This window comes from Poseidonibacter sp. (assembly GCF_041821165.1).
Taxonomy (GTDB): domain Bacteria; phylum Campylobacterota; class Campylobacteria; order Campylobacterales; family Arcobacteraceae; genus Poseidonibacter.
Window position 1 is genome coordinate 1 of sequence record NZ_JBGUES010000006.1, and the last position, 25,447, is coordinate 25,447.

Below are 25,447 nucleotides of genomic sequence, written 5' to 3' on the forward strand. Positions count from 1 at the left end.
GATGGCATAATTGGATGCATAGTATTTGAAAAAGTGCTTTTATCATGGATAAAGAAATATCCTCTACCATGATTAAATCTTATTGTTCTAACTACATCTTTTATTAATTTTTTAATCTCTTCATCACTTTTAGTATCTTTGTTATTTTCATAAATAGAGTAAGCAATTGCATAAACTCTTTGCATTTCATCTTTCAAAGATTTTTTTAGTTCTTCTTCTGTAGTTTTTTGCATATGCAAAATATAATTATATGTGTAATTCACTCGCTCTTTGATTTGTTCTTTATTTTTTAGAATATAGTTTGATTGAATTTTGTTTTTTTCTTCATTAAAGGTTTTGATATTTTCTATATATAAAAAAGAAAGTATTAGTAAACTAATTATTATAAGGAAAAAAGTTGGAATGTATTTTATTATTTTAAGAAGTTGCTCTTCATTTTTAAATATCATTTATTTACCTAAATTTTATTGATATTATAAAATTAATAATGTTATTGTTGTATTAATTATGGTTATAATTTGTAAACTTGTAGAATTGTGCATGAAATTTGGAATATTTAATATTCACAAATAAAAGTAAATCTTCTATAATGCTTGTATAAATAAATTAAATATTAAAAGGTTAGCAATGGAATTTTCATATTACAACCCAACATCAATTCAATTTGGTAAGGGACAAATTAAATCAATCGTAAACTTTATAGATAAAGAACAAAAAGTACTAGTAGTTTATGGTGGTGGTTCAATTAAGAAAAATGGTGTTTATGATCAAGTAAAAACAGCACTTGAAGGTTATACATGGTTAGAATTTTCAGGAGTAGAGCCAAATCCAACAGTTGAGACATTAAATAAAGCAGTTGAAGTAATCAAAACAGAAAAAATTGATTTTGTACTTGCAGTTGGTGGAGGTTCTGTTATTGATGGTTGTAAGTATTTAGTTGCAGCTGGACTTTATGATGGTGATGCTTGGGATTTCTTAGATGGAAGTGCTAGTGTTGAAAAAGCTTTACCTTTAGGTGCAATTTTAACATTACCAGCAACAGGAAGTGAATCAAATATGGCAGCTGTTGTTTCAAGAAAACAAACAGATGAAAAAAGATTTTTCTTTTCACCTTTAGTATTCCCAAAATTTGCAGTTCTTGATTCATCTGTAATGTCTACATTAGATGATAGACAATTAGCAAATGGTTTAGTTGATGCATTTGTACATACTTGTGAACAATATGTTACATACCCTACAACATCTTTAGTAAATGATGGTTATGCACAAACTTTATTAAAAGGTTTAGTAATCTTAGCAAATACATGGGAAGATAGAAACACGCCTGTATGGCAAGAAAACCTTATGCATATTGCAAACCAAGCATTAAATGGACTTATTGGTTCAGGTGTTCCTCAAGATTGGGCAACGCATATGATTGGACATGAATTAACAGCATTTTATGGAATTGACCATGCAAGAAGTTTAGCTGTTGTTCAACCTCAATTATTTAGAGTAATGTTAGAAGATAAAAAAGAGAAAATTGCTTTAATGGGTGAAACAGTATTTGGAATTTCAAATGATAATGAAGCAGTTATAAAAGCAATAGAATCAATATATGAAAAAGTAGGAATTTCAACAAATTTAAATGACTATGAAATTGATGATAAAGTAGTTGAAAATGTAACAAAAGCATTAGAAGCTCATGGTATGACAGCTCTTGGAGAAAATGCAAATATTACACTTGAAAAAAGTGCTCAAATTTTAAAAATGGCTATGAAGTAAGAGTTAAATCTTAGTTCATAGAGTATACTTCAAAAGAAGGTTTTGCTTCTTTTGGAGGATAACCATAATAGCTTTTAAAATCCCTAGAAAACTGTGAAATACTTTCATAACCTACACTATATGCTGTTTCATTTACTTGATAATTCTCTTGAGTAATTAAATCTTTTGCTTTATTTAATCTAATTTTTTTAATATATTGTAAAGGAGTATGAGAAGTTACTTTTTTAAAATGAGTATGAAAAGATGAAACACTCATATCTTCTTCTTTTGCTAAACTTGGAATATCTAAATGCTCTTTGAAATTATCATGAATAGTTTTTAATGCCTTTGATATTTTTGCTTCATTATTTGTATTTAAAAACATTTTATGTAAAAAAGCTGAATTTTTACCTATTGCAATTCTGTAATATAACTCTCTTAAAAGTTGATTTGCTAAAATTTGTGTTTCTTCTTTTGATTTAAGTGTTTTAAGTAATCTATATATAATATCTTCAATCTCATCTGTAACCTCATCTGAAAATACAGCCAAAGAACAGTCACATGATTTATCATTTTCCTGATATTTTTTTGCTAATGTATCAATTAACTCAAACATAACTTTTTTATCAATAGATACTAACATACAAATAAATGGCTCTTCTTTTGAAGCAATTGTTTCACATTCAAACGGAATAGTTGCAGGAACAACTAAATAATTATTAGCATCATATTGTAAAGTTTTATCAGATAAGTAAGCAATCTTTTTACCTTGAATTACAATAATAAGCGTAAAATCATAAAGTAAAGGACCTCTTGGTGTAAAAGTTGTAGTTTTAAAAAGTTTTATATTTTCATTAAAAGTATTTGTAAGACCTTCATTTACTATTAAGCTATTTACTTTATTAATAATTTTTGTATTCATTTGTATTCCAATTTATATTTGTCATATTATAGGGTTTTATTAGTTATATATAGGTTTTAAGTAACTTGTAGAATTTGTCATGTTATTTGTATAAATTGTTATTCTTTAAACTTCTAAAAATCCATATAATTCAAACATAAAAAAAATAAAGGAATTTAAATATGGAATTTTCATATCATAATCCAACAGCAATTGAATTTGGTGTTGGTCAAATAAAAAAACTTAGCAATTTAATTGATAAAAAACAAAAAGTATTAGTAGTTTACGGTGGTGGTTCAATTAAGAATAATGGTGTTTATGATCAAGTTACAAAAGCATTAGAAAACCATGAGTACTTAGAGTTCTCAGGAGTTGAGCCTAATCCTACAATTGAAACAATGAATAAAGCTGTAAAAATTGTAAGAGAAGAAAAAATTGATTTTGTACTTGCTGTTGGTGGGGGTTCTGTTATTGATGGTTGTAAATATTTAGTTGCTGCTTCACTTTATGATGGTGATGCTTGGGATTTCTTAGATGGAAGTGCTGAGGTTGAAAAAGCTTTACCTTTAGGTGTTGTTTTAACATTAGCAGCAACAGGAAGTGAATCAAATCATTTAACTGTTCTTTCAAAAAAAGAAACTGATGAAAAAAGAATGTATTTTTCAAATCACTCATATCCACAATTTGCAATTATGGATCCAAGTGTAATGGCAACATTAAGTGATAGACAATTAGGAAATGGATTAGTAGATGCATTTGTTCATACTTCTGAGCAATATATTACTCATCCTACAAGTACTTTAGTAAATGATGGTTATGCTGAAACTTTATTTAGAGGATTAGTTAAACTTGCTAATACTTGGGAAGATAGAAGAACACATACATGGTTAGAAAACTTAATGCATATTGCAAATCAAGCATTAAACTTCCAAATAGGAAGCGGTGTTCCTCAAGATTGGTCAACTCACCTTATTGGACATGAGTTAACTGCTTATTATAATCTTGACCATGCAAGATCTTTAGCAGTTGTTCAACCTTATTTACTTGAAGTAATGCATGAAGATAAAAAAGAAAAAATCGCACAATTAGGTGAAAATGTATTTGGAATTTCAAATGATAATAAAGCCGTAATTAAAGCAATTGAAGATGTATATAATAAAGTAGGAGTTCCTACTAAATTAAGTGAATATGTAATTGATGATAAAGTAATAGAAAACGTTTCAAGTGCATTAACTAAAAATGGTTATACAGCTATGGGTGAAAATGGAAATATCACTCTTGATAAAGTTGCAACTATTTTAACAATGTCAATGAAATAGTACTAAATACTACTATATTCTTCAAAAGATGGTTTTACATCTTTTGGGGGATATCCAAAATAAGTTTTAAAATCTCTAGAAAATTGTGATGCACTATCATAACCCATTTCATATGCAGCATCAACTACTTGATAATTATGTTTTGCTATTAAATCTTTTGCTTTATTTAATCTAATTTTTTTAATATATTGTAAAGGAGTATGAGAAGTCACTTTTTTAAAATGAGTATGAAAAGATGAAACACTCATATCTTCTTGTCTTGCTAAATTAGGAATATCTAAATTACTCTCACATTGAGTATGTATTATTTTTAATGCTCTTGCTATTTTTGCTTCATTATTATTATCTAAAAACATTTTATGTAAAAAACTTGAATTTTTACCAACAGCGATTCTATAAAATAGCTCTTTTAATATAGGTTCACCTAATATCTTTGATTCTTCTTTTGATTGTAAAATCTTTAAAAGTCTTAATGTTAAATCTTCTATATTTTCATTTACTTCATCTGAGAAAACACCAATAGAATTTTCATTTGAATTATTCATAGGTTTTTTTGATACGCAATCTATTATTTCATACATCATTTTTTTATCTATTGAAACTATTAGCCCAATAAATGGCTCTTCTTCTGAAGCATAAGTTTCACACTCTAAAGGTAAAGTTGTTGGCACTACTAAATAGTTCTTTGAATCATATACTAAAGTATTATTGGATAAATGACCAATCTTTTTACCTTGTAATACTAAGATAAGACATACATCATAAATAAATGGACTTAAAGGGTCATATTTTGAAGTAGTATATATTTTTACACCATTTAAGAAGGTATCATGAATACCATCATTTTTAAAAAGTTTATTTACTTCATTGAGTATTTTTTTATTCATAGTTATTCCAATAGTATTTGTATTATTATAAGATGATATAGGTTATAGGTAGATTCTATATATTAGAAAAAAATGCCTCTAAGTTGAAATTTCAGGAGAGAGAGTGTTGTTAAAACACCTAGAGGCATTAAAAAACTTTTATATTTTTTATGAATGAAGTTTAACTAAATAAAATCGCAAAAAAATCGAATTTAGTTAAACTTTCATTTTTTTAGAAATTATATGTTAATGTCACGTTTACTTGGTTTAAATCTGTTTCATCAGTATCGGCTTTATCGTTAGTTACAATTGTATATCCTAAATTACTTGTTAAGTTTTTACTTAATGGATATCCTAACCATACTGTTGCTTCTTCTTGTGTATAGTTTTTAGTTCCTTTATCGTATGAAGTAGCACCTACAAGAAGTGTTGAGCTTAATTTTCCAAATGATTTACTAACACCTAGATAATAAGTTTTAGCATTTTTTAAATACATTTGATCACCCTCTTCAAAAGGAATAATTGTTTCACCTGCCATATGAGTAAATCCTGCATCTTTATCAATTTGAACATACCCTGCATATGGAGAGAAATCACCAATTTTTGTACTTACCATTAAATCAATAATACTAGAATCATTAGCTGAATCTTTATCATCTTTATTAACAGCATAGTGAGCTCTAAGAGATGTATCACCATAATTTAGATTAACTTTCCCACCAATAATATCTCTTACATCAGGAGCAATAAAATCATATACAGTTGCAGAAATATTTTCATTGAATTTTTGAGTAAGTGCAAGTTTATAAACACCATCATTTTCATTCATTTCAGTAACTGGTCTATAATCTCTTGCATAAACTCTACCATGTCTTTTAGACCAAATTGCTTCAATAGAAGTATCTGCAAAGTTTGCATCAACTTTTACGGCATCTTGAGTTTTATTTATCCAATCTGTACTAATAAATTGTCTACCGGCTTTAACTGTTACATTTTCTAATCCATAAGTTAAAAATAGTTCTTCAATATCAGCAGTTTGAGTTGAACCATTTTTTTCATAGAATCTTTCAGAAGCATCACCTTTTCCTTGGTAATGAGTTTCGTCTTTGTTGCCTTCAAATAATACAGAATATGCTCTAACTTTTGACGTTAAACTAAGATTGTTCCAAACACCTGTTTCATATTTAAGAGCAAAAGAACCTACACCATATGATGTATTATGATAATAGTTAGACCATTTACTTAGTTCTTTATCTACATTTCTATTTTCATAAGTAACACTAAAATCACCAGATACTTTACCATTACTTAATGCTTCACTTAGATTATTTGCACTAACAGTTGAAACCATTGACATAGTAGCAAGTGCTACTAAACTTAATTTGATTGTTTTCATATTAACTCCTTTGTGATATATGAAATGCTAACTTAAAAATTAGGCAAAAAAATCGAATCACTTCTATTTAGCTGTCATTGATATTATGATAGAATAAAATTATGAAGATACTACTACTTGAAGATAATGAAACTTTAGCACATGGAGTTTTGAATAAACTACTACAAAATGGATATGTTGTTGATCTCTTTTTTGATGGAGCAGAGGGACAATATGCATTAAATACTTCAACATATGATTTACTTATTCTAGATTTAGGTTTACCAAATATTGATGGCATAGATATTATAAAGAAATTAAGAAACTCTAATGAAAATATTCCTATTTTAATCATTTCAGCAAGAGATAAATTGGATCAAAGAATATTAGGTTTAGATATTGGAGCAGATGATTACTTATGTAAGCCCTTTGAACTTGATGAGGTTATAGCAAGAGTTCAAGCTTTACTTAGAAGAACAAAATATAAATCAAGTAATAAAATAAAATATAATGATTTAATATTTAATACAAACAATAGAACTTTACTTAAAGATGATAAATATATAGATTTAAGTAAAAGAGAACTTGCAATTTTTGAATATCTTTTAATGAATTTAGATGTTGTATTAAGTAAAGAAAATATAGTTGCTCATATTACATCTTTTGATGATGACTTTAATCCAGTAGCAGTAGAAACTTATATCTCTCGATTAAGAAAAAAACTAGCATATTCAATAAATATTAAAACCGTTAGAGGTTTGGGTTATATCCTAAATAAAAAATGAAAAAAATTCCCTCAATAAAAACAAGGTTACTTGTTTGGCTAACTATTCCTTTATTAATAGGCTCAATTATTCTTTTTATCTTTATCTATTTATTAGTTCATAATAAAGTAAATAAACATTTTGATAGTGTTTTATATGCAACTGGTAAAAGTATGCAAGATAGTGTTATTGTAGAAAACGGAATAATAAATATTGATTTACCATACTTTGCAATTGATTTATTAGCCTCAAATAGTGATGGTTTAGTCTTTTATTCTGTGGTTGATGAAAAAGATAGAGTTTTAGTTGGATATAAAAATTTACTAAAAAAAGAGTTGGTAAAAGATGATAAAAGTGTTTTTTATAATACGGTTTACGCAGGTGCAAACTTAAGAGCTGTATCTTTTAAAACTTCACTTTATAGTGCAGGAAAAACATACTCTTCAATTATTACAATAGCTGAAAGTACAGAAGGTAGAGAATCAACAATAAATGAAATTTTAATTATCTTATTTATTTTAGTAACATTAGTTGTTTTATTTACAATAATGATTTCACTTTTAGCTGTAAAAAATGGTTTACAACCATTATATTTTTTAAAAAATCTTATTCAAAAAAGAGATTCAAAAGATTTAACACCTATAAAATTCAATACTCCAAAAGAGATAGAAGATGTTGTAAATAGTATAAATATACTTTTAAAAAGAAGTAGAGAAAACATTACTTATATTGAACAGTTTAATTCAGATGTTTCTCATCAATTAAGAACTCCACTGGCTGAAATTCAGGTTAAGATTGAACAATATTACAATAAAAATGATAAAGAATATGTTGAATTAAATAGATTAGTAAACTCAATGAAACATATAACTGAACAGCTTTTATTATATGCAAAAACAAATCCCAATACTATAAATATAAATAGATTTAAAAAAATGAATTTAAATAATGTATGTAAGAACTATGCTTTTAAAGTCGCTCCAAAGATATATGAAAGAGGTTTTGAATTTGCTTTTGAAGGTTTAGATGAAGAAGTTTTAATAAATATTGATGATATTATGCTTGAAAGTATGATGAATAATATTATTAATAATTCATTGTTTTATGCAGTTGACGAGAATAATAAACCAATAGGAACAATAACAATAAGCCTTAAAAAAGATAAAAATAGTGTTTGCTTAAATATAAAAGATGAAGGAAATGGTTTAAATCAAAAAGACTTAGATAATATTTTTGATAGGTTTTATAGAGTTGATACGAATAAAATTGGGATTGGTTTAGGTCTTAGTATTGTAAAACAAATTGCACAATTGCATAATGCAACTGTGCAAGCTTCAAATGATAATGGTTTATTAATATCTATTAGATTTAATCTTTAAACATTTTTCTTAGTTAATTTTGTAACTATTTTTCCACCAAATAATGAAATAAATAGTAAAACTAAAATAACAATTGAAATTGGTCTTTCAAAAATATATGAAATATTCCCACCTGATATTTGTAATGTTTGTACAAGAGAACTTTCAGCCATACTTCCTAATAACATTCCAATAACAGTTGCAGGAACAGAGAAGTTATATCTTCTAAATACCCAACCAATTAAGGCAAATACTAATACTGTAATAGGTCCTGACATATTTCCAGTTAATCCAAATGCCCCACAAACAGCAAGAATTAAAACAGAAGGAACTAAATAGTTCATTTTTACTTTTATAATAGAAGCAAGTACAGGAATTAGTAATATTCCTAATATAATTAATAAAAATACTTGACCAAAGTTTGCAAAGATTATTGCATAAACAACATCCATTTCTTCTCTGATAAATTGAGGCCCACCTGTAATATTATGCATAGCAAAAGCAGCTAACATAACAGCCGTAGCACCACCACCTGGAATACCAAGTGCTAATAATGTTGCCATTGAACCAGCTTCAGATGTACTGTTTGCAGATTCAGATGCAACTACACCTTTTGGATTTCCTTTTCCAAATGAGTCAGGATCTTTATCTCTTCTTTTTGTTTCTATATATGATAAAAGATTTGACACAGAAGAACCTACACCTGGAACAGCACCAATTATTACACCTATTATACTTCCTCTAATTAAAATTAGTGGATAAGAAAATGCTTGTTTGAAACCTTTAATTATAAAAGAAATTCTTACTTTTCTTTTACTTTCATCTTCTACTAAAAAACCTGTATTTACAAGTTTAAATAATTCAGAAGCAGCAAACATACCCATCATTGCAGGAATTGCAGGAATTCCATCAGAAAGAATTTCAATACCCATAGTTCCTCTCATAACACCTATTTCACTAAATCCAATAGTTCCAATTAATAGTCCAAAGAATCCAGCTATTAAACCTTTGATTATATGTTTCCCTGTAAGACTTGCAATTAGTGTTAATCCCCAAAGAATTACCATAAACATTTCAGAAGGTCCAAGTTTTAGAACAAAACCTGACATTGGTTTTATTAAAAAGAATAATAAAACATATCCTAATAAAACACCAAAAGTTGATGAACCCAAAGCCAAACCTAGCGCTTCATTATGTTTACCACTTCTTGCCATTGGGTAACCATCAAAAGCAGTTGCAATAGCAGATGAAGTACCTGGAATATTCATCAAAATAGCAGGGACACCTGCTCCAAAACCACCACCTGTAAATATAGCTGTTAAAAATAACATGGCTTGTAAAAAGTCCATATATAAAGTCATTGGTAAGAAAATTGCCATAGCCATTGATGTTTGAAGACCAGGTGTTGCACCAAAAAATAATCCAATAATAATACCTGGAATTACAACTAACCAATATTCTGGCTGTGAAAATAGTAAAGTTAAAGCTTCACTTGCTGAACTTATATCAATTAAATCCATGAAATACTCCTAATAATCTGTTGGAAATATACTCATAGGCATAGGATAAGGAAGCATTACTGAAAAAAAGTATGCAATTGCAAGTCCATAAACCAAACTATAACCAATAAGCCATGGCAATCGTCTTTCACCATGATAAAATAAAAATACTGCTAAAAACAGCACTGTTCCCACATCAAAACCAAGATATTCTAATGTTACTATGTATAAAGTGAATAAAACCATTACTGGTAATACTGCTAAAACATCATCTTTTTCGTTCTCTTCTGTTTGATTATCATTTTCTTCTTTTGTTTTGAAAAATTCATATATACATAAGCATAAAGTAATTATTGCAACCGGAAGAATTAATATATTGTTTTCTAAACTGCTTGATGCATTATAAGTATTTATTCCATACCATATTACAAAAGCAGCTAAGCATAGTATTACTATGCTATTAGCTATTTTTTCTTTTGATAAACTCATAATATTTCTTTTATTGTTTTAATAAATGGCTGTATGATTTAAAAATATTATATGATTCTAAAATTAATTCATTTGATTTTTCTGGACCTGTCCATGTGTAACCAATATCACTTTTACTTAAGAATTTTTGTACACTTTTAGTAGCAAGAGTTCTTTGCATTGCTTCTGTTAGTTTTTTATATCTTAAAGGGTATTTTTCTTTCATATCTTTAGAAACTGCAAACCCTCTCATAGAACCGCTAAAAACAGGAAGTTTTATACCTAAAGAAGCAATTGAATCATTTAATGTTGGAGCATCCCATTGTTTCATTCTTTTATCTTTTACAATAGCAAGAGGTTTTATAAATTCTCTAATACTTTCACTACCTTGAGCAGAAATTGCAATTAAATCTACTTGTCCACCTGCAACTGCTGTTCTTGCTTTTCCACCACTACTATATGTTACTAAGTTAAGATTTTCTTGTGGAATATTATATTTATCTAATAATAGTTTTAAAATAAGATGTCCACCTGAACCTTGAACAACTGCTGCTTTTATCTCTTTTGGATTATTTTTAATAGCATTTAATAAATCTACCATATTATTATATTTCGAGTTTTTATTAACAGCCAATAATTCAAAGTCAAACCATTGAATATTAATAAAATCAAAATCTTCCATACTATATTTAGCTCCACCTGATAGAATTGTATTTGCAAGATAAGGTGCAAAAGTTGAAGCAAAGATAGTATAACCATCTGCAGGTTTTTTTAGTACATAATTAGCTGCAATTTGTGTACCAGCACCTTTTTTATTTACTACTTTTACTCTTCCATCTAATTCATCTGATAAAAAAGTAGACATTGTTCTTGTCATTCTATCAGCACTTCCACCAATTCCAAATCCTACTACTACATTCACAGGTTTACTTGGATAATTATCAGCAAGTAAACTATTTGATAACAGACCTAAACCCAATATTGACATACCTGTAACTTTTGCTACTGATTTTGCAATTTTCTTATACATTTTTTCTCCTTAGTTGTATTGTAAAAAACTTTAACATACAAAACTGTCATCAAACTTGCACTAAAATAATCTAAATTTGATTAATCTTCTATATTATTCGATTATTTTGCTCTTTTTTATAGTTACAATTTTCCTATAATTAATCCAAATAGGAGAATAGTATGAACAATTCAAGAAGAGACTTTCTAAAAAAGGGTGCATTAGGGACTACAGCTATTGCACTAAGTGGTGGTGTTTCGGGTGCAGCTGCTAATATTATGGAATCAAGAACAACTAAGATTCCTAGTGCATCGCATTTTGGAGCGTTCCATGCTCATGTAAGAGATGGAAAAATAGTTGATATTACATCACAGTTAGATTCAGATGCAAATCCAACTGTACTTGTAAAAAGTTTAGCTGATAGAACTACTAATAATTCAAGAGTTAAATATCCTTGTGTAAGAAAAAGTTACTTAGAAGGAAAAGGAAAAGGCGAATTAAGAGGGAAAGAAGAGTTTGTACGAGTATCTTGGGATAAAGCTTTAGACTTAGTTGCAAATTCAATTAAAAAAGCACAAGAAAAAGGTGGAAACAAAGCCTTATACAATGCATCTTATGGTGGATGGTCACACCCTGGTGCTTTTAAACCAAATACAATGGCAGGAAGATTTTTCAATCAAATTGGGGGAGCTGTTAGAACTTCAGGAGAATATTCAAATGGAGCAGCAGGTCAAGTAAACCCAACACTTGTTGGAGATATGGAAGTATATTCTGTACAAACTGCACATGAACAAATTATTGCAAATACAAAAGTAATGATTCTTTGGGGTTGTGATATGTATAAAACACAAAGAGTTGGTTATTCTGTACCAAATCATAGATGTTATGATGCATATGAAGAGTATAAAAAAGCGGGTATTAAATTTATTTCAATTGACCCAATTTATACAGTAAGTGCAAGTGAATTTAAAGCTGACTGGATTAAAATTAGACCAGGAAGTGACGTTGCTTTAATGTTAGCAATGATGAATTACTTATATAAATCAAAAAAATATGATAAAGCATTTATTGAAAAATATACTTATGGTTTTGACAAATTCTTACCATATTTACTTGGTAAAGAAGATGGTATTGAAAAAACACCAAAATGGGCTTCTAAAATAACTGAAATTCCAGAAGAAACAATTAAACAACTAGCTGACACAATGGTATCAAATAGAACGTTTATTGCAGGAAACTGGTCATTACAAAGAGCACATCATGGTGAGCAAGTGGATTGGTCAATTATTACATTAGCTTCAATGCTTGGACAAGTTGGACTTCCAGGTGGTGGTTTTGGATTCTCTATGCACTATGAAGGTGGTGGTGATGCAAACTCAGGAAAAGCTACTGTTGGTGGGATGAGTCAAGGTGGTGGTGATAAAGTAAATATTGCTATTCCTGCATCTAGAATGAGTGATTTAATTTTAAAACCAGGACATACAGTAACGTATAAAGGTTCTAAAATTGTATATCCAAAAGTAGAATTTATGCTAAGTGCAGGTGGTTCTCCAATTGGACATCAACCAGATGTAAATGAATTAATTGAAGCAATGAGAACATTAGATACTTTAGTTGTTGTTGAGCCATGGTGGACACCAAGTGCTAAAATGGCAGATATTGTATTACCAGCAACAACAACACTTGAAAGAGATGATGTAGCAGGTGGTATGTCTTATTCAAATGATAGAATTTATGCAATGAAAAAAATAGTTGAACCTGTATTTGAATCAAAAGATGATTATGAAATCTTTGCATTATTAGCAAAAAGATTTGGTAAAGAGAAAAAATTCACAAGAGGTAGAACTCCATTAGAATGGATTGAAAGATTATATAAAAGATCATATGCTAAAAAAGAGATGGGTATTTCTTTTGAAGAGTTCTGGAAACAAGGAGTTGTTAAATACGAAATTCCAGCTAGTGCTAGAAAATTTGTAAGACATGAAGACTTTAGAAAAGATCCAATTGCAAATCCTTTAAAAACTGAAACTGGAAAAATTCAAATTTATTCAGATAAATTTGCAAAATTTAATTATAAAGATTTCAAAGGTCATCCAACATGGTTTGAACCAGCAGAATGGTTAGGAAATAAAAAATTAGTGGCAAAATATCCACTACATTTAGTTTCTCCTCACCCAACATATAGAATTCATTCACAGTTAGATAATACGTGGGTTCAAAATGTTCATAAAGTACAAGGTAGAGAACCAATAAGAATTTCACCAAATGATGCTAAAAAATTTGGTGTAAAAGATGGTGAAATAGTTGAAGTTTACAATGATAGAGGTTCTTTATTAGCAGGTGTAGTTGTAACAGATACGATTAGAGATGGGGTTGTTGCAATTGAAGAAGGTGCTTGGTATTCTCCTGAAGAATCATCAAAAACGAAATCAAGATGTAATTCTGGTCAAGTTAATGTATTAACTTCATCAAGACCAACATCACAAATGGCACAAGCAACAACAGCAAATACTGTTTTAGTTTCAATTAGAAAAGCTGGAACTATTAAACCAAATTTAGCATACCAACCACCAAAAATTATTGGAGCGTAATTATGAAAACAATTTTAAGAAATATAACAATGATAGTACTTTTACTTGGGGCTTTTGCCCAAGTAAATGCAAGTGAAGCTTATACATTATTAGATACAGTTTTAAAATCATCTGATGGAAAAACAGCAAAAGTTTATTTAGGTGTACCCTTAATCGTTAAAAAAGATATGGGTAAATCATCAGAAGTTGTGATTAAAGGTTTTCAATTTGAAAACAAAATTTATTCTACAATGGAAAAAGAACTTTTAATTGCTGAATTAGATAAAGGTTTTAAAGTAGCAAAAAAAGAAGCAAATGCAGTAGAGTTAGTTGGTACTATTGAAAAAGAATTAATTACTGAAAATGGAATTGAAGTATGGGAAGAGCAAGAAGAATTTTTCTTTGAGATGTGTACACAATGTCACGCTGCACCAAGTGTTGCTCATCATACAATGGTTGAATGGGAAGCTGTATTTGGAACTATGAAAGTTTTTGCAAAACTAGATGGTGAAGAATCATCTTATTTATTAAGATATTTAAAATCAAATGCATCAAATGGATTATTAAAAAGAGAACATTAGTATTTAGTGTATAATTATTTAAAAAGGAATCTTCATGCAAAAAGAGTTATTAAAAAAGTTACAAAACCTAACAATTCTTTATGCTGAAGATGAAGAAGGCATAAGAGAGAATATCGCTGATTCTTTGGGATATTATGTAAAAGAAGTATATCAAGCCTCAAATGGGGCTGAAGCTTTTGATATTTATGAAGAGAAAAAACCAGATATTATTTTAAGCGATATTCATATGCCTATTTTAAATGGTATTGATTTTGTTAAAAAAGTAAGACTTACAAATAGAACTATCCCCATAGTAATGATAACAGCACATACTGACAAAGAATACTTACTTGAAGCTGTTGAGTTACATATGGAAAAATATATTGTTAAACCAATTGAACTAGAAGAGTTGTTAGATGTTTTAGAAAAATGTATAGCAGTTATGGATATCAATAATAAAACAAAACTTGATGTAGATGAAGATTATCTTTATGATTATGATAAAAAAGAGTTAAAATATAAAAATGAATTAATTCTTTTAAATAAAAAAGAGATGCTTTTTTTTGAAGTTTTAATTTCAAACCAAAATAGAGTTGTACCATATGAAGAGTTACAAGATAAAGTTTGGGGCGATGATATAATGACAGATAGTGCACTTCGTTCTCTTGTACGAAATTTACGTAAAAAATTGCCAAGTGATATAATATTTAATTTATCAGGGGTAGGGTATAGATTTGTATAAAATCATTATAATATGTTTATTGTTTTTTAATAGCTTATTTGCAAGTGAACACTTAATCTCAAAATTTGAATTTAGAGAAGATAACTCACGCTTATTTAAAGCAAAAGCCTTAGACCCAAACTCACATATAAATATTTTTCTCCCATCTATTCCATACTCTTATATTGCAAAATCTACAAATGCTGGACTTATTCGTTCTTTTGATAATAAAAAAGGATGGGTTTATGACCTTGCTAAAAGTCATAAAAGAGTTGATGATTATACATATATTTTTACATTAAGAAAGAATCTTAAATTTCAAGATGGAAAAGATTTTACAATTGATAATGTTATATCAAATCTAAATTTTTTCAAAAAAAATCCATTTTTATATACAAATATTGACAAAATAGATTTTGAAATTAAGAAAATAGATAAGTATACTTTTAAAATTATATTAAAACAAAAATATGAAATGTTTTTACTTGATTTAGCAAGAGTATATTTTTATACAGATGAATATATAAAAAAATATAATCCTATTGGGACTGAAACAGGAAGTGCGAATAAAATTGCGGGTGCATTTGGAATGGGGCCATATATTTTAAAAAGTGGTTATGCAATTGGTTCTGAGCAAACAGAAAAATTAGAACTTGTTGCAAATGAATATTATTGGAATAAAGAGTATCCAAAAATTAGAACAATTACAGTATATACACAACTTGATGTTAATAAAGCAATTGAAGATATTACAAAAAAAGAAGGAAAACTTGATGTTATGCCTATACCTTTTAATAAAAAACTTGAAGTTGTATTATCTGATTATGCAAAACTAATTATTTCAAAATCAACAGATAACTTTGTAATCTTTTTTAATTTAATAAATGGAAATAAACAACTTAAAAATAAAAAAGTAAGACAAGCATTAAATCAAGCATTAAATCAAGAAAACCTATTAAATTTTGTTTATAAAAAAGAGGGAAAAATATCTCCTTTTACTGCATCAATAAATTATGATGTTATAAATAAAATTGCAAAAGAAAATAAATATGAAGAGAAAAGGTTTGATGAAAAACACCTAAATAAACTTCTAAATGGATTAAAGCTAAAAATCTTTACTCAAGATAGGTTTATGTTTTTATTTAAAGGTATTGAATACCAACTGAAAAAATACGGGGTAGAGTTTGATTATACAATTACAACAAGTGAAAAAGATATATATAAACAACTACTAAGTACAAATCAAAATAAAAATTCAAAAGAGTGGGATTTACTAATTTGGGGTGATGATGATTGGTATTATCAAAACCCTTGGACTGTATTTTTTATATATGAAACGCAAGGAGCTTGGAGTACTATTGGAGAAGATAAGATTATGCAAGAGTATATAAAAAAGTTCTTTGTTAGTAAGATTAACACAAAAGAGTATGAAAATATTGTAAAAAATATACTTTTTAGAGCCAAAGATATGGCATATACTCTAAGAGTCCCATCTCCTAATAAGGTAATTGCAGTTAATAAAGAAGTTATTTATAATCCTTACCAAGGTGGAATAATTCCTTTATGGGAAATAGAAATTACAAAAAATCACTGGTCTTTACGCAAAAATAAAAAATATGATAAAACTTTAAAAAAAGCAGTAAAACCAAAAAGAATAAAAAATGAAACTAATTAATAAAATAAATATAAAATCAAAATTAGGAATATTGTTTCTAATCTTATGTACATCAATTGCAGTTTTGGCTTATAAGTCTATAAATATAAGTGAGCATAATAAAGCAACTTTAAAAGTAGTACATAGTAAATCTCAAGCTGTTTTATCCTTGCAAGATAAGATTATTACACCTTTATATAGATTAAGAGAAATAAGTCAATCTTTAGTAATGGCTCCAAATAGTTCCATTCGTAAAAATATAGAGTATAACTTAGATGAATTATTAAAAAAACTAGATATTGAATTTAATAGTTTAGCTAATACTCATATAGAAATATTTCAAATGTGGACAAACTATAAGTCTTTGATAAATAATACAAAAAACTTTTTAAAAAATGGTTTCGAAGAGGGTGCTTATATAAATGTAACAACCTCAAGTAGAGAGCAGTTTCACTTACTAGTTAAGCAACTTTTACTTATTCAAAGTAAATCTTTAAATAATGCGACAATTGCTTATAATCAAGCAGTTGAAGAGACTAAAGAGATTAAAGTTGAGATTTTAACATCTATTATTTTCGTACTTATCTTATCTACTATTATAGGTTGGTTAGTTGCAAGTAATATTATAAACTCAATACATATAGTACAAAATGGTTTAAGTGATTTCTTTGACTACTTAAATCATAAAAAAGATCAGGTAAAAAAAATTCAGATAAATTCAGATGATGAGTTTAATCAAATGGCTACAATAATAAATCAAAATGTATCAAATATCCAAATAAATATCGATAAAAACGAAGGGTTAATCAAAAATGCCACAAAAGTTTTAGAAAATATAAAAAGTGGAAACCTAGGAACAAGACTTATAAAAGAGAGTGATAACTCATCATTAAATGAACTAAAAGTTATGATTAATAATGTGATTGATAACCTTGAATATAAGATACAAGAAGAGATAAATAAAAGGTTAGAACAAGAACAAATCTTAATTCAACAAGCAAAACTAGCTTCAATGGGAGAAATGATTGGAAATATTGCTCATCAATGGAGACAACCATTAGCTCAAATATCAGCAATTCATATGAATATGAAAGTAACATATGATTTTGGTAAATTCACACAGATATATTTATACTCAAAAATAAAAGAGGCTAATACTCTAACTACATATATGTCACAAACAATATCTGATTTTCAAAACTTCTTTAAACCACAAGGAGAAAAAGAGGATTTTAGTATAGAAAAAGCATGTAAAGAATCATACTTTATTTTACAATCTTCATTGAAATATTATGGAATAAAAATAGACTTTAATGTTATACAAGATTCATATATTTATGGATATAAAAATGAATATTCACAAGTGATTTTAAATATATTAAGTAATGCAAAAGATATTTTACTTGAGAAAAAAGTAGAAAACCCATATATTAATATTGAAATTAAAGATGGTGATAATTATGCAATTGTAAAAATAAAAGATAATGGTGGCGGAATTAAAAAAGATATTTTAGATAAAATATTTGAGCCTTATTTTACAACAAGGCACCAAACTCAAGGTACAGGTATAGGTCTTTATATGTCAAAAAATATTATAGAAAGAAATATGAATGGTTTTATTAATGTAACAAATACAGAAGATGGTGCATTATTTACAATTAAAGTTGCAAAAACATAATTAAACAAAAATCTATTAGAGTTAGAGTAAGTAAAAATAAGGTAAAATATAAACAATTTACTTATAGGAAAATAATAAATGTCTAAAGACAAAACAATCAAAAATAAAATTTTAGATTATGTTTACATAATATCAAAACAACCAATTCTATTAAAAGACTTACTTCTTGCAAATAGACAATGTCGTGAAGGTATGCATGTTGACCCTGCAAAATTGGGCTTTAGGTTAAAACTTACAAGAGCATACTTAGTTTATACAGCGATGGTTCTTGCAATTTTAATTCCTTTTTCTGGTCTAACACATAAACCTTTAGCACATATAGATTCACATATTTCTATTATTGGTGCTGTTATTATTACTGCTACTATTTTTATTGGATTTAATTTTTTTATTTCTTGGTTAAGAGATTCAATTACAAGAGAATTAATAAAAAGATCTTGGAAAATACATTTTCCTTATTTTCCTTATGATGACTATTCTTTGAAAATAGAAGAAATCTTTGCTCAATCATTAAAAGAAGAAATCTCAAAAAGAGATTTAGAAAAATATATATTAGATAACCTTACAGATTAAAAAGTTGGTGCACCTTGATATTTGATAAATTTACAAACGGATATATATTTACTTTAGGTGCAGAGTTAGAGCTTAGAATTTTAAATAAAGATGATTTAAGTATATCAAATGAATATGACTACTTTAAATCAAATATAAATGATAAGTATAAAAACAATATTACTTCTGAGTTTCTAAAATCAATGATAGAAATAAATACTCCTGTATTTAATAATCTTCAAGATTTAATCAACTACTTTAAAGAGATTATAAAAGAGTTAAATTCTCTTGCTAAAAAGAAAAACTTATTACTTCAATCAAGCGGTTGTAGTGCAATTAAACAAAATAACTTAGAACTATCTACAAATAATAGATATCGTGAACTATCACATGAACATAAAATACTACTTGATGATTTCTCTATATGTGGACTACATGTACATATTGGCTTTAAGAACTTCGATAAGGCATTAAAAGCTTTTAACTACTCATTATGCTATTTACCAATCTTTGTTGCCTTATCGGCTTCTTCTGTGTATTCAAATGGTATAGATACAGGTATTCATTCATATAGAACAAAAGTATTTGATAGATTACCAAAAGCTTCTATTCCTGAATACTTTAAATCTTATGATGAAATGAAAAAAGTTTATGATGTTTTATATAATACAGAAGTAATAAGAAGTGAAAAAGATATATGGTGGGATGTAAGGATTCAACCAACTTTTAAAACTATTGAGTTTAGAGTATGTGATGCTGTAAATGATTTTGATAGATTAGAAGTAATAATTGGTCTATTTAAAGTTATATGTAAACTATCTCAAGTAAAAGAAACTATATATGAACCAATGCAAGTACTAAAACAAAATATGTGGAAAGCTTCAAGATACTCAATGGATGCTGATTTTATATTAAATGGTAAAAAACTGCATATAAGAGATGTAATAAATAAACTAATAGATGAAGCTTATGAAGAAAAACTAATTACAGAAGAGTTTAATCAAAAAGCAAAACAAATAGTATCAAAGAACTCTATTTCAAAAGATATGATAGAGCTATATAAACAAACAAATGATTTAGAAGAGATAGAAAGATTAGGAGTATTTAAATGAAAGGTGTAGTATCAGCTGGAGATACAAATTCGGCACAAGCAGGAGCTGATATATTAAAACTTGGTGGAAATGCTTATGATGCAGCCTTAGCAGTTATGTTAGCTGCTCCTATATGTGAACCTTTATTTACATCACTTGGAGGAGGAGGTTTTTTACTTGGACTAGAAAAAGGTAAAAAACCTGAACTTTATGATTTTTTTGTTGAGGTTCCTAAAAAAAGAGTTGAAGAACCAGAGTTTTATCCAATATATGTAGATTTTGGTTCAGCTATTCAAGAGTTTCATATAGGAGCAGGGTCTGTTGCAATTCCTGGGTTAGTAGAAGGTATATACCAAGTATATAAAGATAAAGCAACATTACCATTAAGTGAGATAATAAAACCTGCTGTTAAATATGCAAGGCAAGGTGTGTATCTATCTGAAATGCAAGCTAGCTTTGTAAAACTACTAGAACCTATTTTTACATCTACTAAATCATCAATGAAGGTATATGGAACAAGTGATGCAAAACTAATAGATAAAACACATCTTTTTAAAAATCCAGCATATGCAGACTTCTTAGAAGCTTTTGCAAAAGAGGGAAGTAAAGTATTTTATGAGGGTGTAGTTGCTGATGAAATAGAGAAAATCATGAAAGAGAATGATGGGCTTATTTTAAAAGAGGATTTAAAAAACTATAAGTGTATTAAAAGAGAGCCAATTGATTTTAACTATAAAGGTTATGAGATAGTTACAAACCCACCTCCTAGTGGTGGAGGAATATTAATAGCTTTTACTATGAAGATATTAGAAAAGTATGATTTAAAAGATTATAAGTCTTATGAATATGTAAAAGGAATGATAGAAGCTTTTAATACAACAAGTGATTTTAGACGTGAACATGTTGATGCTTTTTTACATGAACCAAAATTAAAAGAGATATTGCAAAATGATAGATTACTAAAAAATTATTGTACAACTATGCACTCAAGACTTAATTTATGGGGAAATACAACTCATTTATCTGTAATAGATGAAGAAGGAAATGCAGTATCAGTTACCACTACAAATGGTGAGGGTTCAGGTCATGTAATACCTAGTTCTGGAATTATGTTAAATAATATGATGGGAGAAGAAGACTTAAATCCTCATGGTTGGTTTTCATGGCCAGAGGGAATAAGACTTCCATCAATGATGGCACCTACTGCTGTATTAAAAGATGGACATCCAAAGTTAATACTTGGAAGTGCAGGAAGTAATCGTATTCGTTCAGCAATCACTCAAACGATGGTAAATAACCTTGATTATGGTATGAATTTACATGATAGTATTAATAATCCTAGAATTCACTTTGAAAAAGGAAGTGTTTGTATGGAACCACATTTTGATGAGGTTATAAGGCAAGAGCTAAAAAAGCACTATGATTTACAATATTTTGATAATCTAAATGTGTTTTTTGGTGGAGTTCAAGCTGTAAATGGTGAATTAGAGGGTGGCTGTGATAGTAGACGAGGGGCTGCTGTTATAAAAGTAGAGTAAGATTTGATTTAAATTTCACTCTTTATTTCTTTTTCTAATTTAGGAATTTTTATACTATCTTTATTAATAATTTTTAATTTATTGATAACTTCTATAAAAAATCTTCTAGCCATAGCAGTATTATCTAATTTTTTATAAGTATATGCAAGATTTTCTTCTACTGATAATATTCTATGTAAATCATTAGTTTCTTTTGCTATTTTTAATGAATCTTTAAAAAATAAAATGGCATCTTCAAAATTTTTTTCTTTAAATAAAATCTCACCATATAACTCAAATAAATCCGATTTATCTGAATTATTTAACTCTTTTGAATCATATGCTTTTTTATAATATTTTTTAGCATTAGTTATGTCATTCATATTTTTATAGGTATCTGAATATCTAGTATATAAATCAAAATTAGAAAAATTAGATACTTTTTTAGAAAGAATAAAAGCTTCATCTAAATATTTCAATGCTTCTGTAAACTCTTTTTTTGAAGTGTATATTTGATTTATATATATTAATATATTTATAGTTTCAGTTTTAGAGTTCAAAGATTTAGAAAGTTTTAATGCTTGAAATATAATTTTAAATGCATTGTTAAAATCATTTAAAGCATGATAATTATAAGATAAATATTTTAAATTATTTAATAGTTCTATTTGAATATTATTCTTTATATAATAAGAATAACACCATTTACAATAGCGTAAAGACTTCTTATAATCAAATAAACGATAATAAACATAACCAATTTTGTTATAAATACAATTTATCATATATATATCATTACTTTTTTTATAATGAATAACGGCTTTATTAAAAAAATCTAATGCTTTATCATATGATTGTTCCTTCATCTGTCTATTTGCATTAAATTGATAAAGATTGGCAAGAATACGAAAATTACCTTGTTTTTCTGCTAAGCTAAAAGATTTTTTTGCATATTCATCTATTTTACTTTTATTTTCTAATGTAGTGTATATATAAGTATAATTTTGTAACGAGATTAATTCGGAGTTTTTATCATTTGTTTCTATTGCTAGCTTATATAGTATATTACAGTGTTTTAAAGCATTATTAGTATCTTTCCACTCAACATATAAAATACATAGATTTTCTAATACTTGTTTATATCTCATAATATTTTTTTTATGTATGTAAAATTTTTTACATTCTATTAAATATCTTTCGGAAGTAGGGAGTTTATTAATTTGTTGATATAGTCCAGCTAATATAAATTTAACTTGAATAATATCTTCTTCACTTGCAATTTTTTTTGCAATATTAAAAGCATCATTAATATATTTCAATGCCGAAACTATTTCTCCATATTCTTGATATTTTAAACCAATTTGTATTAAAAATGAAACTTTTTGTTTTTTATTAAGTGTTTTGATTTTTGATTTGTACTCTTCTTTTAGTTTAATCAAATCTTCTCTATTAGGTTTTTTTATTTCATGAATACTATAAGTTGTAAACAAATATGAAAATGTTGCTATATTATAAAAGTCAATAGATGTTTTTAAAATAGATTTATATTCACTTTTATTTATTATAAAAATAACTTTCATTTTATAATCAGATATGAAATCTCTAAAAAATAATAGATTTTTAAATATTTCAGTATCATTTTTTTCAAATAGATTTATAATTAAAAAATCATTTTGAAGATTAAGTTCAACAATTTCCTGAAGTATATTATTTGAGTTAGGATTAAAGGTTTTTAATTCGATGATTTCATTTTTTAGGTATAGAAATAATTTTTCTGAAAGTTCTAAAGTGTCACTTCCTATAATAGATAAAAAAGATGTATCCTCTAATAACTCAGTAGCACTTAGAAGTTTATCTAATTGCAAAAGCTCCTCAGGAACTAATAAATCTTCAATCATTTTTATTCATCTGAAATAATAGGGTTTAAATCATACCAAATATCACCATTGTAATATGCAAATATTAAAGATTCATTTGTTGCAATCTTTAGTTTTTTCATTGATTCTTCACTGTAGTCTTGAGGATTTTTATTAGCTTTTATAAAATCTAAAAACTCTTTTATTTCAACTGAAGCAGAAGAATAATCTCTTCTTATATCATGTAAAGCATCTTTAACTTCATATTCTGTTATATTCTCACTTTTATTCCTATGTGCTTTAAGTGCAGACTCTTTTACAATTTTTATTAATTGTCTTAGGTTTCCACCACTTTTTATAGCAATAAGTTCTTTCGCTTTTTTATCAATTAAATTTGTATTTTCAAGTCTTGCAGTAATAATATCTGTTAGTTTTTGAATATTTTCATCAATAAACTCATTATTTTTAGTTTTTAATTTAAAACTTATTTCTTTTGCATCATATCCTGCAAAAGTACTACTTCTTTTTAGGTGAATTGGCATAGTGATAATTTTTGAACATTCTATTTGTAATATTGTACTAATTTCATCTGTAAAAATATGGTCAGAGTCTTTTATTTTTTCAATATCATCGACAATTAAAAGAAGTCGTTTATTTTCTTTTAAAATATCTCTTTTATATTTTCTAATAATTTCATTAATTTTATCAATGAAATCTTTTTTCTTCAACTTTACTAATTCTCTAATAACCTTTTTATTTTGGTTATCCATTTTAAATGTATCTTTGAAATCCATTCCAATTTTTAATAAGCCTAAATTTATTTTGAAACCAGAGATAATATTACCTTGTTCACTTTTAGTATTTAAAGAGCTATCTTCTTTTATTTCTTCAAGTTCCTCAAGTTTCTTTTTTCTCATATCTTCAAGAATAGATAAAAACTCTTTTTTTAATTCATCATGTTCTTCAACTATAATAAAAGCAATCATTAGTAAAACATCAGCTACATCTATATCTTTTTTATCAAATAAATTTCTTGCATTTAAAACTTTTATATCGTAGTAGTTATTTAAATCAGGATAGTTTGTTGAAAAAAGCTGTAATGCACTACTTTTGCCATTACCACTTTGCCCTGCAACAAAAATTGTTTCTTCTGAATCTGATAGTTCAAGTCTATCATTTAAATCATCTGTAAAGTCTTTATATACGTCAATATAATAATCTTTTGTATCTTGTTGTAGATATGATTGTGGATCAAAAATATTGAATATTTCTTTAATTGATGATGCTTTTTTCACTATAAATACCTTCTTTAATTTATAAAATTAAGCCATTTTATCTACTATCTTCTTTTAAGTGATTTAAACTAGTAGACTTTTTTAACTCATCAAAAGGGTCTTTGTATGTGTTTGTATTATTATTTAAGCTTACTTCTTTTTCTAGTTCATCAATAGCACTTGATGATTTATGTTTTAGCAGTGTTTTTTTGATATCTTCTAGTCTATTTTTTTGGTATTTAAGAACTTCTTCATTTGGAATACATCCTCTTGCAAAAGTTGTTTTTAAATCTTCATCATAGACTATTTTACTAAAAGTCATATTTTTATCTCTAAAAATATCTATATTTGGATCTTTTTTCCAACTTGATACTAAGGCTCTTTCTTTTTCATTTGTGATTTTTGACATATTTTCATAAACTGTTATTTCAACTAATTTATCTATTCTTTTTGTCATTTTGATTTTTACTTCATCTTTTGCTATTTCAACAGAAGCTAAATCTCCTTTTGCATAAGAGAAAGTACAAATATTATCGCTGTACTCTTTCATATACCATGATGGTGCACCTTCAATATTAATTTCTTCAAGATTAACTAATGTTTTGTGAATAATAAACTTAGCAAGTGTTTCAACTAAGGCCGATGTAAGTATTGCAATCATTGGTATCCTTT

Annotated in this window: 22 protein-coding genes; 12 read left to right on the forward strand and 10 right to left on the reverse strand. The window is 27.1% G+C overall.

What is annotated here, in order from left to right:
• Positions 1–449, reverse strand: a 449-nt coding sequence (locus ACERKK_RS01355) for a cache domain-containing protein (RefSeq protein WP_373771272.1), incomplete at its 3' end; no start/stop codon positions are given.
• Between the two features lie 178 nt (positions 450–627).
• On the opposite strand from ACERKK_RS01355, the gene ACERKK_RS01360 reads away from it, so the two are divergent.
• Positions 628–1,764 (forward strand): iron-containing alcohol dehydrogenase, encoded by a 1,137-nt coding sequence (locus ACERKK_RS01360; protein WP_373771273.1) that lies wholly within the window; start codon positions 628–630, stop codon positions 1,762–1,764.
• Between the two features lie 10 nt (positions 1,765–1,774).
• Here ACERKK_RS01360 and ACERKK_RS01365 read toward each other — a convergent pair whose 3' ends face one another.
• Complete coding sequence (locus ACERKK_RS01365; RefSeq protein WP_373771274.1) at positions 1,775–2,665, reverse strand: AraC family transcriptional regulator N-terminal domain-containing protein; 891 nt, start codon at positions 2,663–2,665, stop codon at positions 1,775–1,777.
• A gap of 161 nt (positions 2,666–2,826) precedes the next feature.
• On the opposite strand from ACERKK_RS01365, the gene ACERKK_RS01370 reads away from it, so the two are divergent.
• A complete protein-coding gene (locus ACERKK_RS01370; RefSeq protein WP_373771275.1) occupies positions 2,827–3,963 on the forward strand; it encodes an iron-containing alcohol dehydrogenase in 1,137 nt (378 codons plus the stop codon).
• A 2-nt stretch (positions 3,964–3,965) separates the two neighbouring features.
• Here ACERKK_RS01370 and ACERKK_RS01375 read toward each other — a convergent pair whose 3' ends face one another.
• Both ACERKK_RS01375 and ACERKK_RS01380 read right to left on the reverse strand, forming a co-directional pair.
• Entirely contained in the window at positions 3,966–4,850 is an 885-nt protein-coding gene (locus tag ACERKK_RS01375; RefSeq protein ID WP_373771276.1) for an AraC family transcriptional regulator N-terminal domain-containing protein, read from the reverse strand.
• 211 nt (positions 4,851–5,061) lie between these two features.
• Positions 5,062–6,225: an Opr family porin gene (locus tag ACERKK_RS01380; protein WP_373771277.1), complete on the reverse strand. Its 1,164-nt coding sequence runs from the start codon at positions 6,223–6,225 to the stop codon at positions 5,062–5,064.
• A gap of 101 nt (positions 6,226–6,326) precedes the next feature.
• Here ACERKK_RS01380 and ACERKK_RS01385 point away from each other — a divergent pair, with 101 nt between their 5' ends.
• Both ACERKK_RS01385 and ACERKK_RS01390 read left to right on the forward strand, forming a co-directional pair.
• Entirely contained in the window at positions 6,327–6,989 is a 663-nt protein-coding gene (locus ACERKK_RS01385; protein ID WP_373771278.1) for a response regulator transcription factor, read from the forward strand.
• Entirely contained in the window at positions 6,986–8,347 is a 1,362-nt protein-coding gene (locus ACERKK_RS01390) for a sensor histidine kinase N-terminal domain-containing protein (RefSeq protein WP_373771279.1), read from the forward strand. The genes ACERKK_RS01385 and ACERKK_RS01390 overlap by 4 nt, the downstream gene beginning before the upstream one ends.
• On the opposite strand, the gene ACERKK_RS01395 is transcribed toward ACERKK_RS01390, so the two are convergent.
• From ACERKK_RS01395 to ACERKK_RS01405, 3 genes are read right to left on the reverse strand one after another with little or no spacing between them, the layout of a single operon-like run.
• Positions 8,344–9,846 (reverse strand): tripartite tricarboxylate transporter permease, encoded by a 1,503-nt coding sequence (locus ACERKK_RS01395; protein ID WP_373771280.1) that lies wholly within the window; start codon positions 9,844–9,846, stop codon positions 8,344–8,346. The two genes, ACERKK_RS01390 and ACERKK_RS01395, sit on opposite strands and share 4 nt — an antisense overlap.
• Before the next feature lie 9 nt (positions 9,847–9,855).
• A complete protein-coding gene (locus ACERKK_RS01400; protein ID WP_373771281.1) occupies positions 9,856–10,314 on the reverse strand; it encodes a tripartite tricarboxylate transporter TctB family protein in 459 nt (152 codons plus the stop codon).
• Positions 10,315–10,324: 10 nt separating this feature from the next.
• A complete protein-coding gene (locus tag ACERKK_RS01405) occupies positions 10,325–11,323 on the reverse strand; it encodes a tripartite tricarboxylate transporter substrate binding protein (protein WP_373771282.1) in 999 nt (332 codons plus the stop codon).
• A gap of 161 nt (positions 11,324–11,484) precedes the next feature.
• Here ACERKK_RS01405 and ACERKK_RS01410 point away from each other — a divergent pair, with 161 nt between their 5' ends.
• The 8 genes from ACERKK_RS01410 to ggt all read left to right on the forward strand — a co-directional run bounded on the left by ACERKK_RS01410 (position 11,485) and on the right by ggt (position 21,666).
• Positions 11,485–13,893 (forward strand): molybdopterin-dependent oxidoreductase, encoded by a 2,409-nt coding sequence (locus tag ACERKK_RS01410; RefSeq protein WP_373771283.1) that lies wholly within the window; start codon positions 11,485–11,487, stop codon positions 13,891–13,893.
• A gap of 2 nt (positions 13,894–13,895) precedes the next feature.
• Positions 13,896–14,453 (forward strand): hypothetical protein, encoded by a 558-nt coding sequence (locus ACERKK_RS01415; RefSeq protein WP_373771284.1) that lies wholly within the window; start codon positions 13,896–13,898, stop codon positions 14,451–14,453.
• Between the two features lie 34 nt (positions 14,454–14,487).
• On the forward strand, positions 14,488–15,174 hold the full coding sequence (locus ACERKK_RS01420; RefSeq protein ID WP_373771285.1) for a response regulator transcription factor: 687 nt from the start codon (positions 14,488–14,490) through the stop codon (positions 15,172–15,174).
• The gene (locus ACERKK_RS01425) at positions 15,167–16,828 is read left to right on the forward strand and encodes an ABC transporter substrate-binding protein (protein ID WP_373771286.1); all 1,662 of its coding nucleotides are present in this window, start codon (positions 15,167–15,169) and stop codon (positions 16,826–16,828) included. Before ACERKK_RS01420 ends, ACERKK_RS01425 begins: the two co-directional genes overlap by 8 nt.
• The gene (locus ACERKK_RS01430; protein ID WP_373771287.1) at positions 16,815–18,485 is read left to right on the forward strand and encodes a sensor histidine kinase; all 1,671 of its coding nucleotides are present in this window, start codon (positions 16,815–16,817) and stop codon (positions 18,483–18,485) included. The genes ACERKK_RS01425 and ACERKK_RS01430 overlap by 14 nt, the downstream gene beginning before the upstream one ends.
• A 78-nt stretch (positions 18,486–18,563) precedes the next feature.
• A complete protein-coding gene (locus ACERKK_RS01435; protein ID WP_373771288.1) occupies positions 18,564–19,058 on the forward strand; it encodes a hypothetical protein in 495 nt (164 codons plus the stop codon).
• A 14-nt stretch (positions 19,059–19,072) separates the two neighbouring features.
• Positions 19,073–20,149, forward strand: coding sequence for a YbdK family carboxylate-amine ligase (locus ACERKK_RS01440; RefSeq protein ID WP_373771289.1), 1,077 nt, complete (start codon positions 19,073–19,075; stop codon positions 20,147–20,149).
• Entirely contained in the window at positions 20,146–21,666 is a 1,521-nt protein-coding gene (gene ggt, locus ACERKK_RS01445; RefSeq protein ID WP_373771290.1) for a gamma-glutamyltransferase, read from the forward strand. Before ACERKK_RS01440 ends, ggt begins: the two co-directional genes overlap by 4 nt.
• An 8-nt stretch (positions 21,667–21,674) precedes the next feature.
• On the opposite strand, the gene ACERKK_RS01450 is transcribed toward ggt, so the two are convergent.
• Genes ACERKK_RS01450 through ACERKK_RS01460 form a run of 3 tightly spaced genes read right to left on the reverse strand, consistent with a single transcriptional unit; the run spans position 21,675 to position 25,436 of the window.
• Positions 21,675–23,543, reverse strand: coding sequence for a tetratricopeptide repeat protein (locus ACERKK_RS01450; protein WP_373771291.1), 1,869 nt, complete (start codon positions 23,541–23,543; stop codon positions 21,675–21,677).
• Between the two features lie 2 nt (positions 23,544–23,545).
• Positions 23,546–24,796 (reverse strand): hypothetical protein, encoded by a 1,251-nt coding sequence (locus ACERKK_RS01455; protein ID WP_373771292.1) that lies wholly within the window; start codon positions 24,794–24,796, stop codon positions 23,546–23,548.
• Positions 24,797–24,833: 37 nt separating this feature from the next.
• Positions 24,834–25,436, reverse strand: coding sequence for a hypothetical protein (locus ACERKK_RS01460; protein WP_373771293.1), 603 nt, complete (start codon positions 25,434–25,436; stop codon positions 24,834–24,836).
• Positions 25,437–25,447 lie beyond the last annotated feature (11 nt).

What these genes read in the sequence shown, in the direction of transcription:
- ACERKK_RS01360 (WP_373771273.1), top strand. Translation starts at nt 628, where the DNA reads ATGGAATTTTCATATTACAACCCAACATCAATTCAATTTGGTAAGGGA.
- ACERKK_RS01365 (WP_373771274.1), bottom strand. Translation starts at nt 2,665, where the DNA reads ATGAATACAAAAATTATTAATAAAGTAAATAGCTTAATAGTAAATGAA.
- ACERKK_RS01370 (WP_373771275.1), top strand. Translation starts at nt 2,827, where the DNA reads ATGGAATTTTCATATCATAATCCAACAGCAATTGAATTTGGTGTTGGT.
- ACERKK_RS01375 (WP_373771276.1), bottom strand. Translation starts at nt 4,850, where the DNA reads ATGAATAAAAAAATACTCAATGAAGTAAATAAACTTTTTAAAAATGAT.
- ACERKK_RS01380 (WP_373771277.1), bottom strand. Translation starts at nt 6,225, where the DNA reads ATGAAAACAATCAAATTAAGTTTAGTAGCACTTGCTACTATGTCAATG.
- ACERKK_RS01385 (WP_373771278.1), top strand. Translation starts at nt 6,327, where the DNA reads ATGAAGATACTACTACTTGAAGATAATGAAACTTTAGCACATGGAGTT.
- ACERKK_RS01390 (WP_373771279.1), top strand. Translation starts at nt 6,986, where the DNA reads ATGAAAAAAATTCCCTCAATAAAAACAAGGTTACTTGTTTGGCTAACT.
- ACERKK_RS01395 (WP_373771280.1), bottom strand. Translation starts at nt 9,846, where the DNA reads ATGGATTTAATTGATATAAGTTCAGCAAGTGAAGCTTTAACTTTACTA.
- ACERKK_RS01400 (WP_373771281.1), bottom strand. Translation starts at nt 10,314, where the DNA reads ATGAGTTTATCAAAAGAAAAAATAGCTAATAGCATAGTAATACTATGC.
- ACERKK_RS01405 (WP_373771282.1), bottom strand. Translation starts at nt 11,323, where the DNA reads ATGTATAAGAAAATTGCAAAATCAGTAGCAAAAGTTACAGGTATGTCA.
- ACERKK_RS01410 (WP_373771283.1), top strand. Translation starts at nt 11,485, where the DNA reads ATGAACAATTCAAGAAGAGACTTTCTAAAAAAGGGTGCATTAGGGACT.
- ACERKK_RS01415 (WP_373771284.1), top strand. Translation starts at nt 13,896, where the DNA reads ATGAAAACAATTTTAAGAAATATAACAATGATAGTACTTTTACTTGGG.
- ACERKK_RS01420 (WP_373771285.1), top strand. Translation starts at nt 14,488, where the DNA reads ATGCAAAAAGAGTTATTAAAAAAGTTACAAAACCTAACAATTCTTTAT.
- ACERKK_RS01430 (WP_373771287.1), top strand. Translation starts at nt 16,815, where the DNA reads ATGAAACTAATTAATAAAATAAATATAAAATCAAAATTAGGAATATTG.
- ACERKK_RS01435 (WP_373771288.1), top strand. Translation starts at nt 18,564, where the DNA reads ATGTCTAAAGACAAAACAATCAAAAATAAAATTTTAGATTATGTTTAC.
- ggt (WP_373771290.1), top strand. Translation starts at nt 20,146, where the DNA reads ATGAAAGGTGTAGTATCAGCTGGAGATACAAATTCGGCACAAGCAGGA.
- ACERKK_RS01450 (WP_373771291.1), bottom strand. Translation starts at nt 23,543, where the DNA reads ATGATTGAAGATTTATTAGTTCCTGAGGAGCTTTTGCAATTAGATAAA.
- ACERKK_RS01460 (WP_373771293.1), bottom strand. Translation starts at nt 25,436, where the DNA reads ATGATTGCAATACTTACATCGGCCTTAGTTGAAACACTTGCTAAGTTT.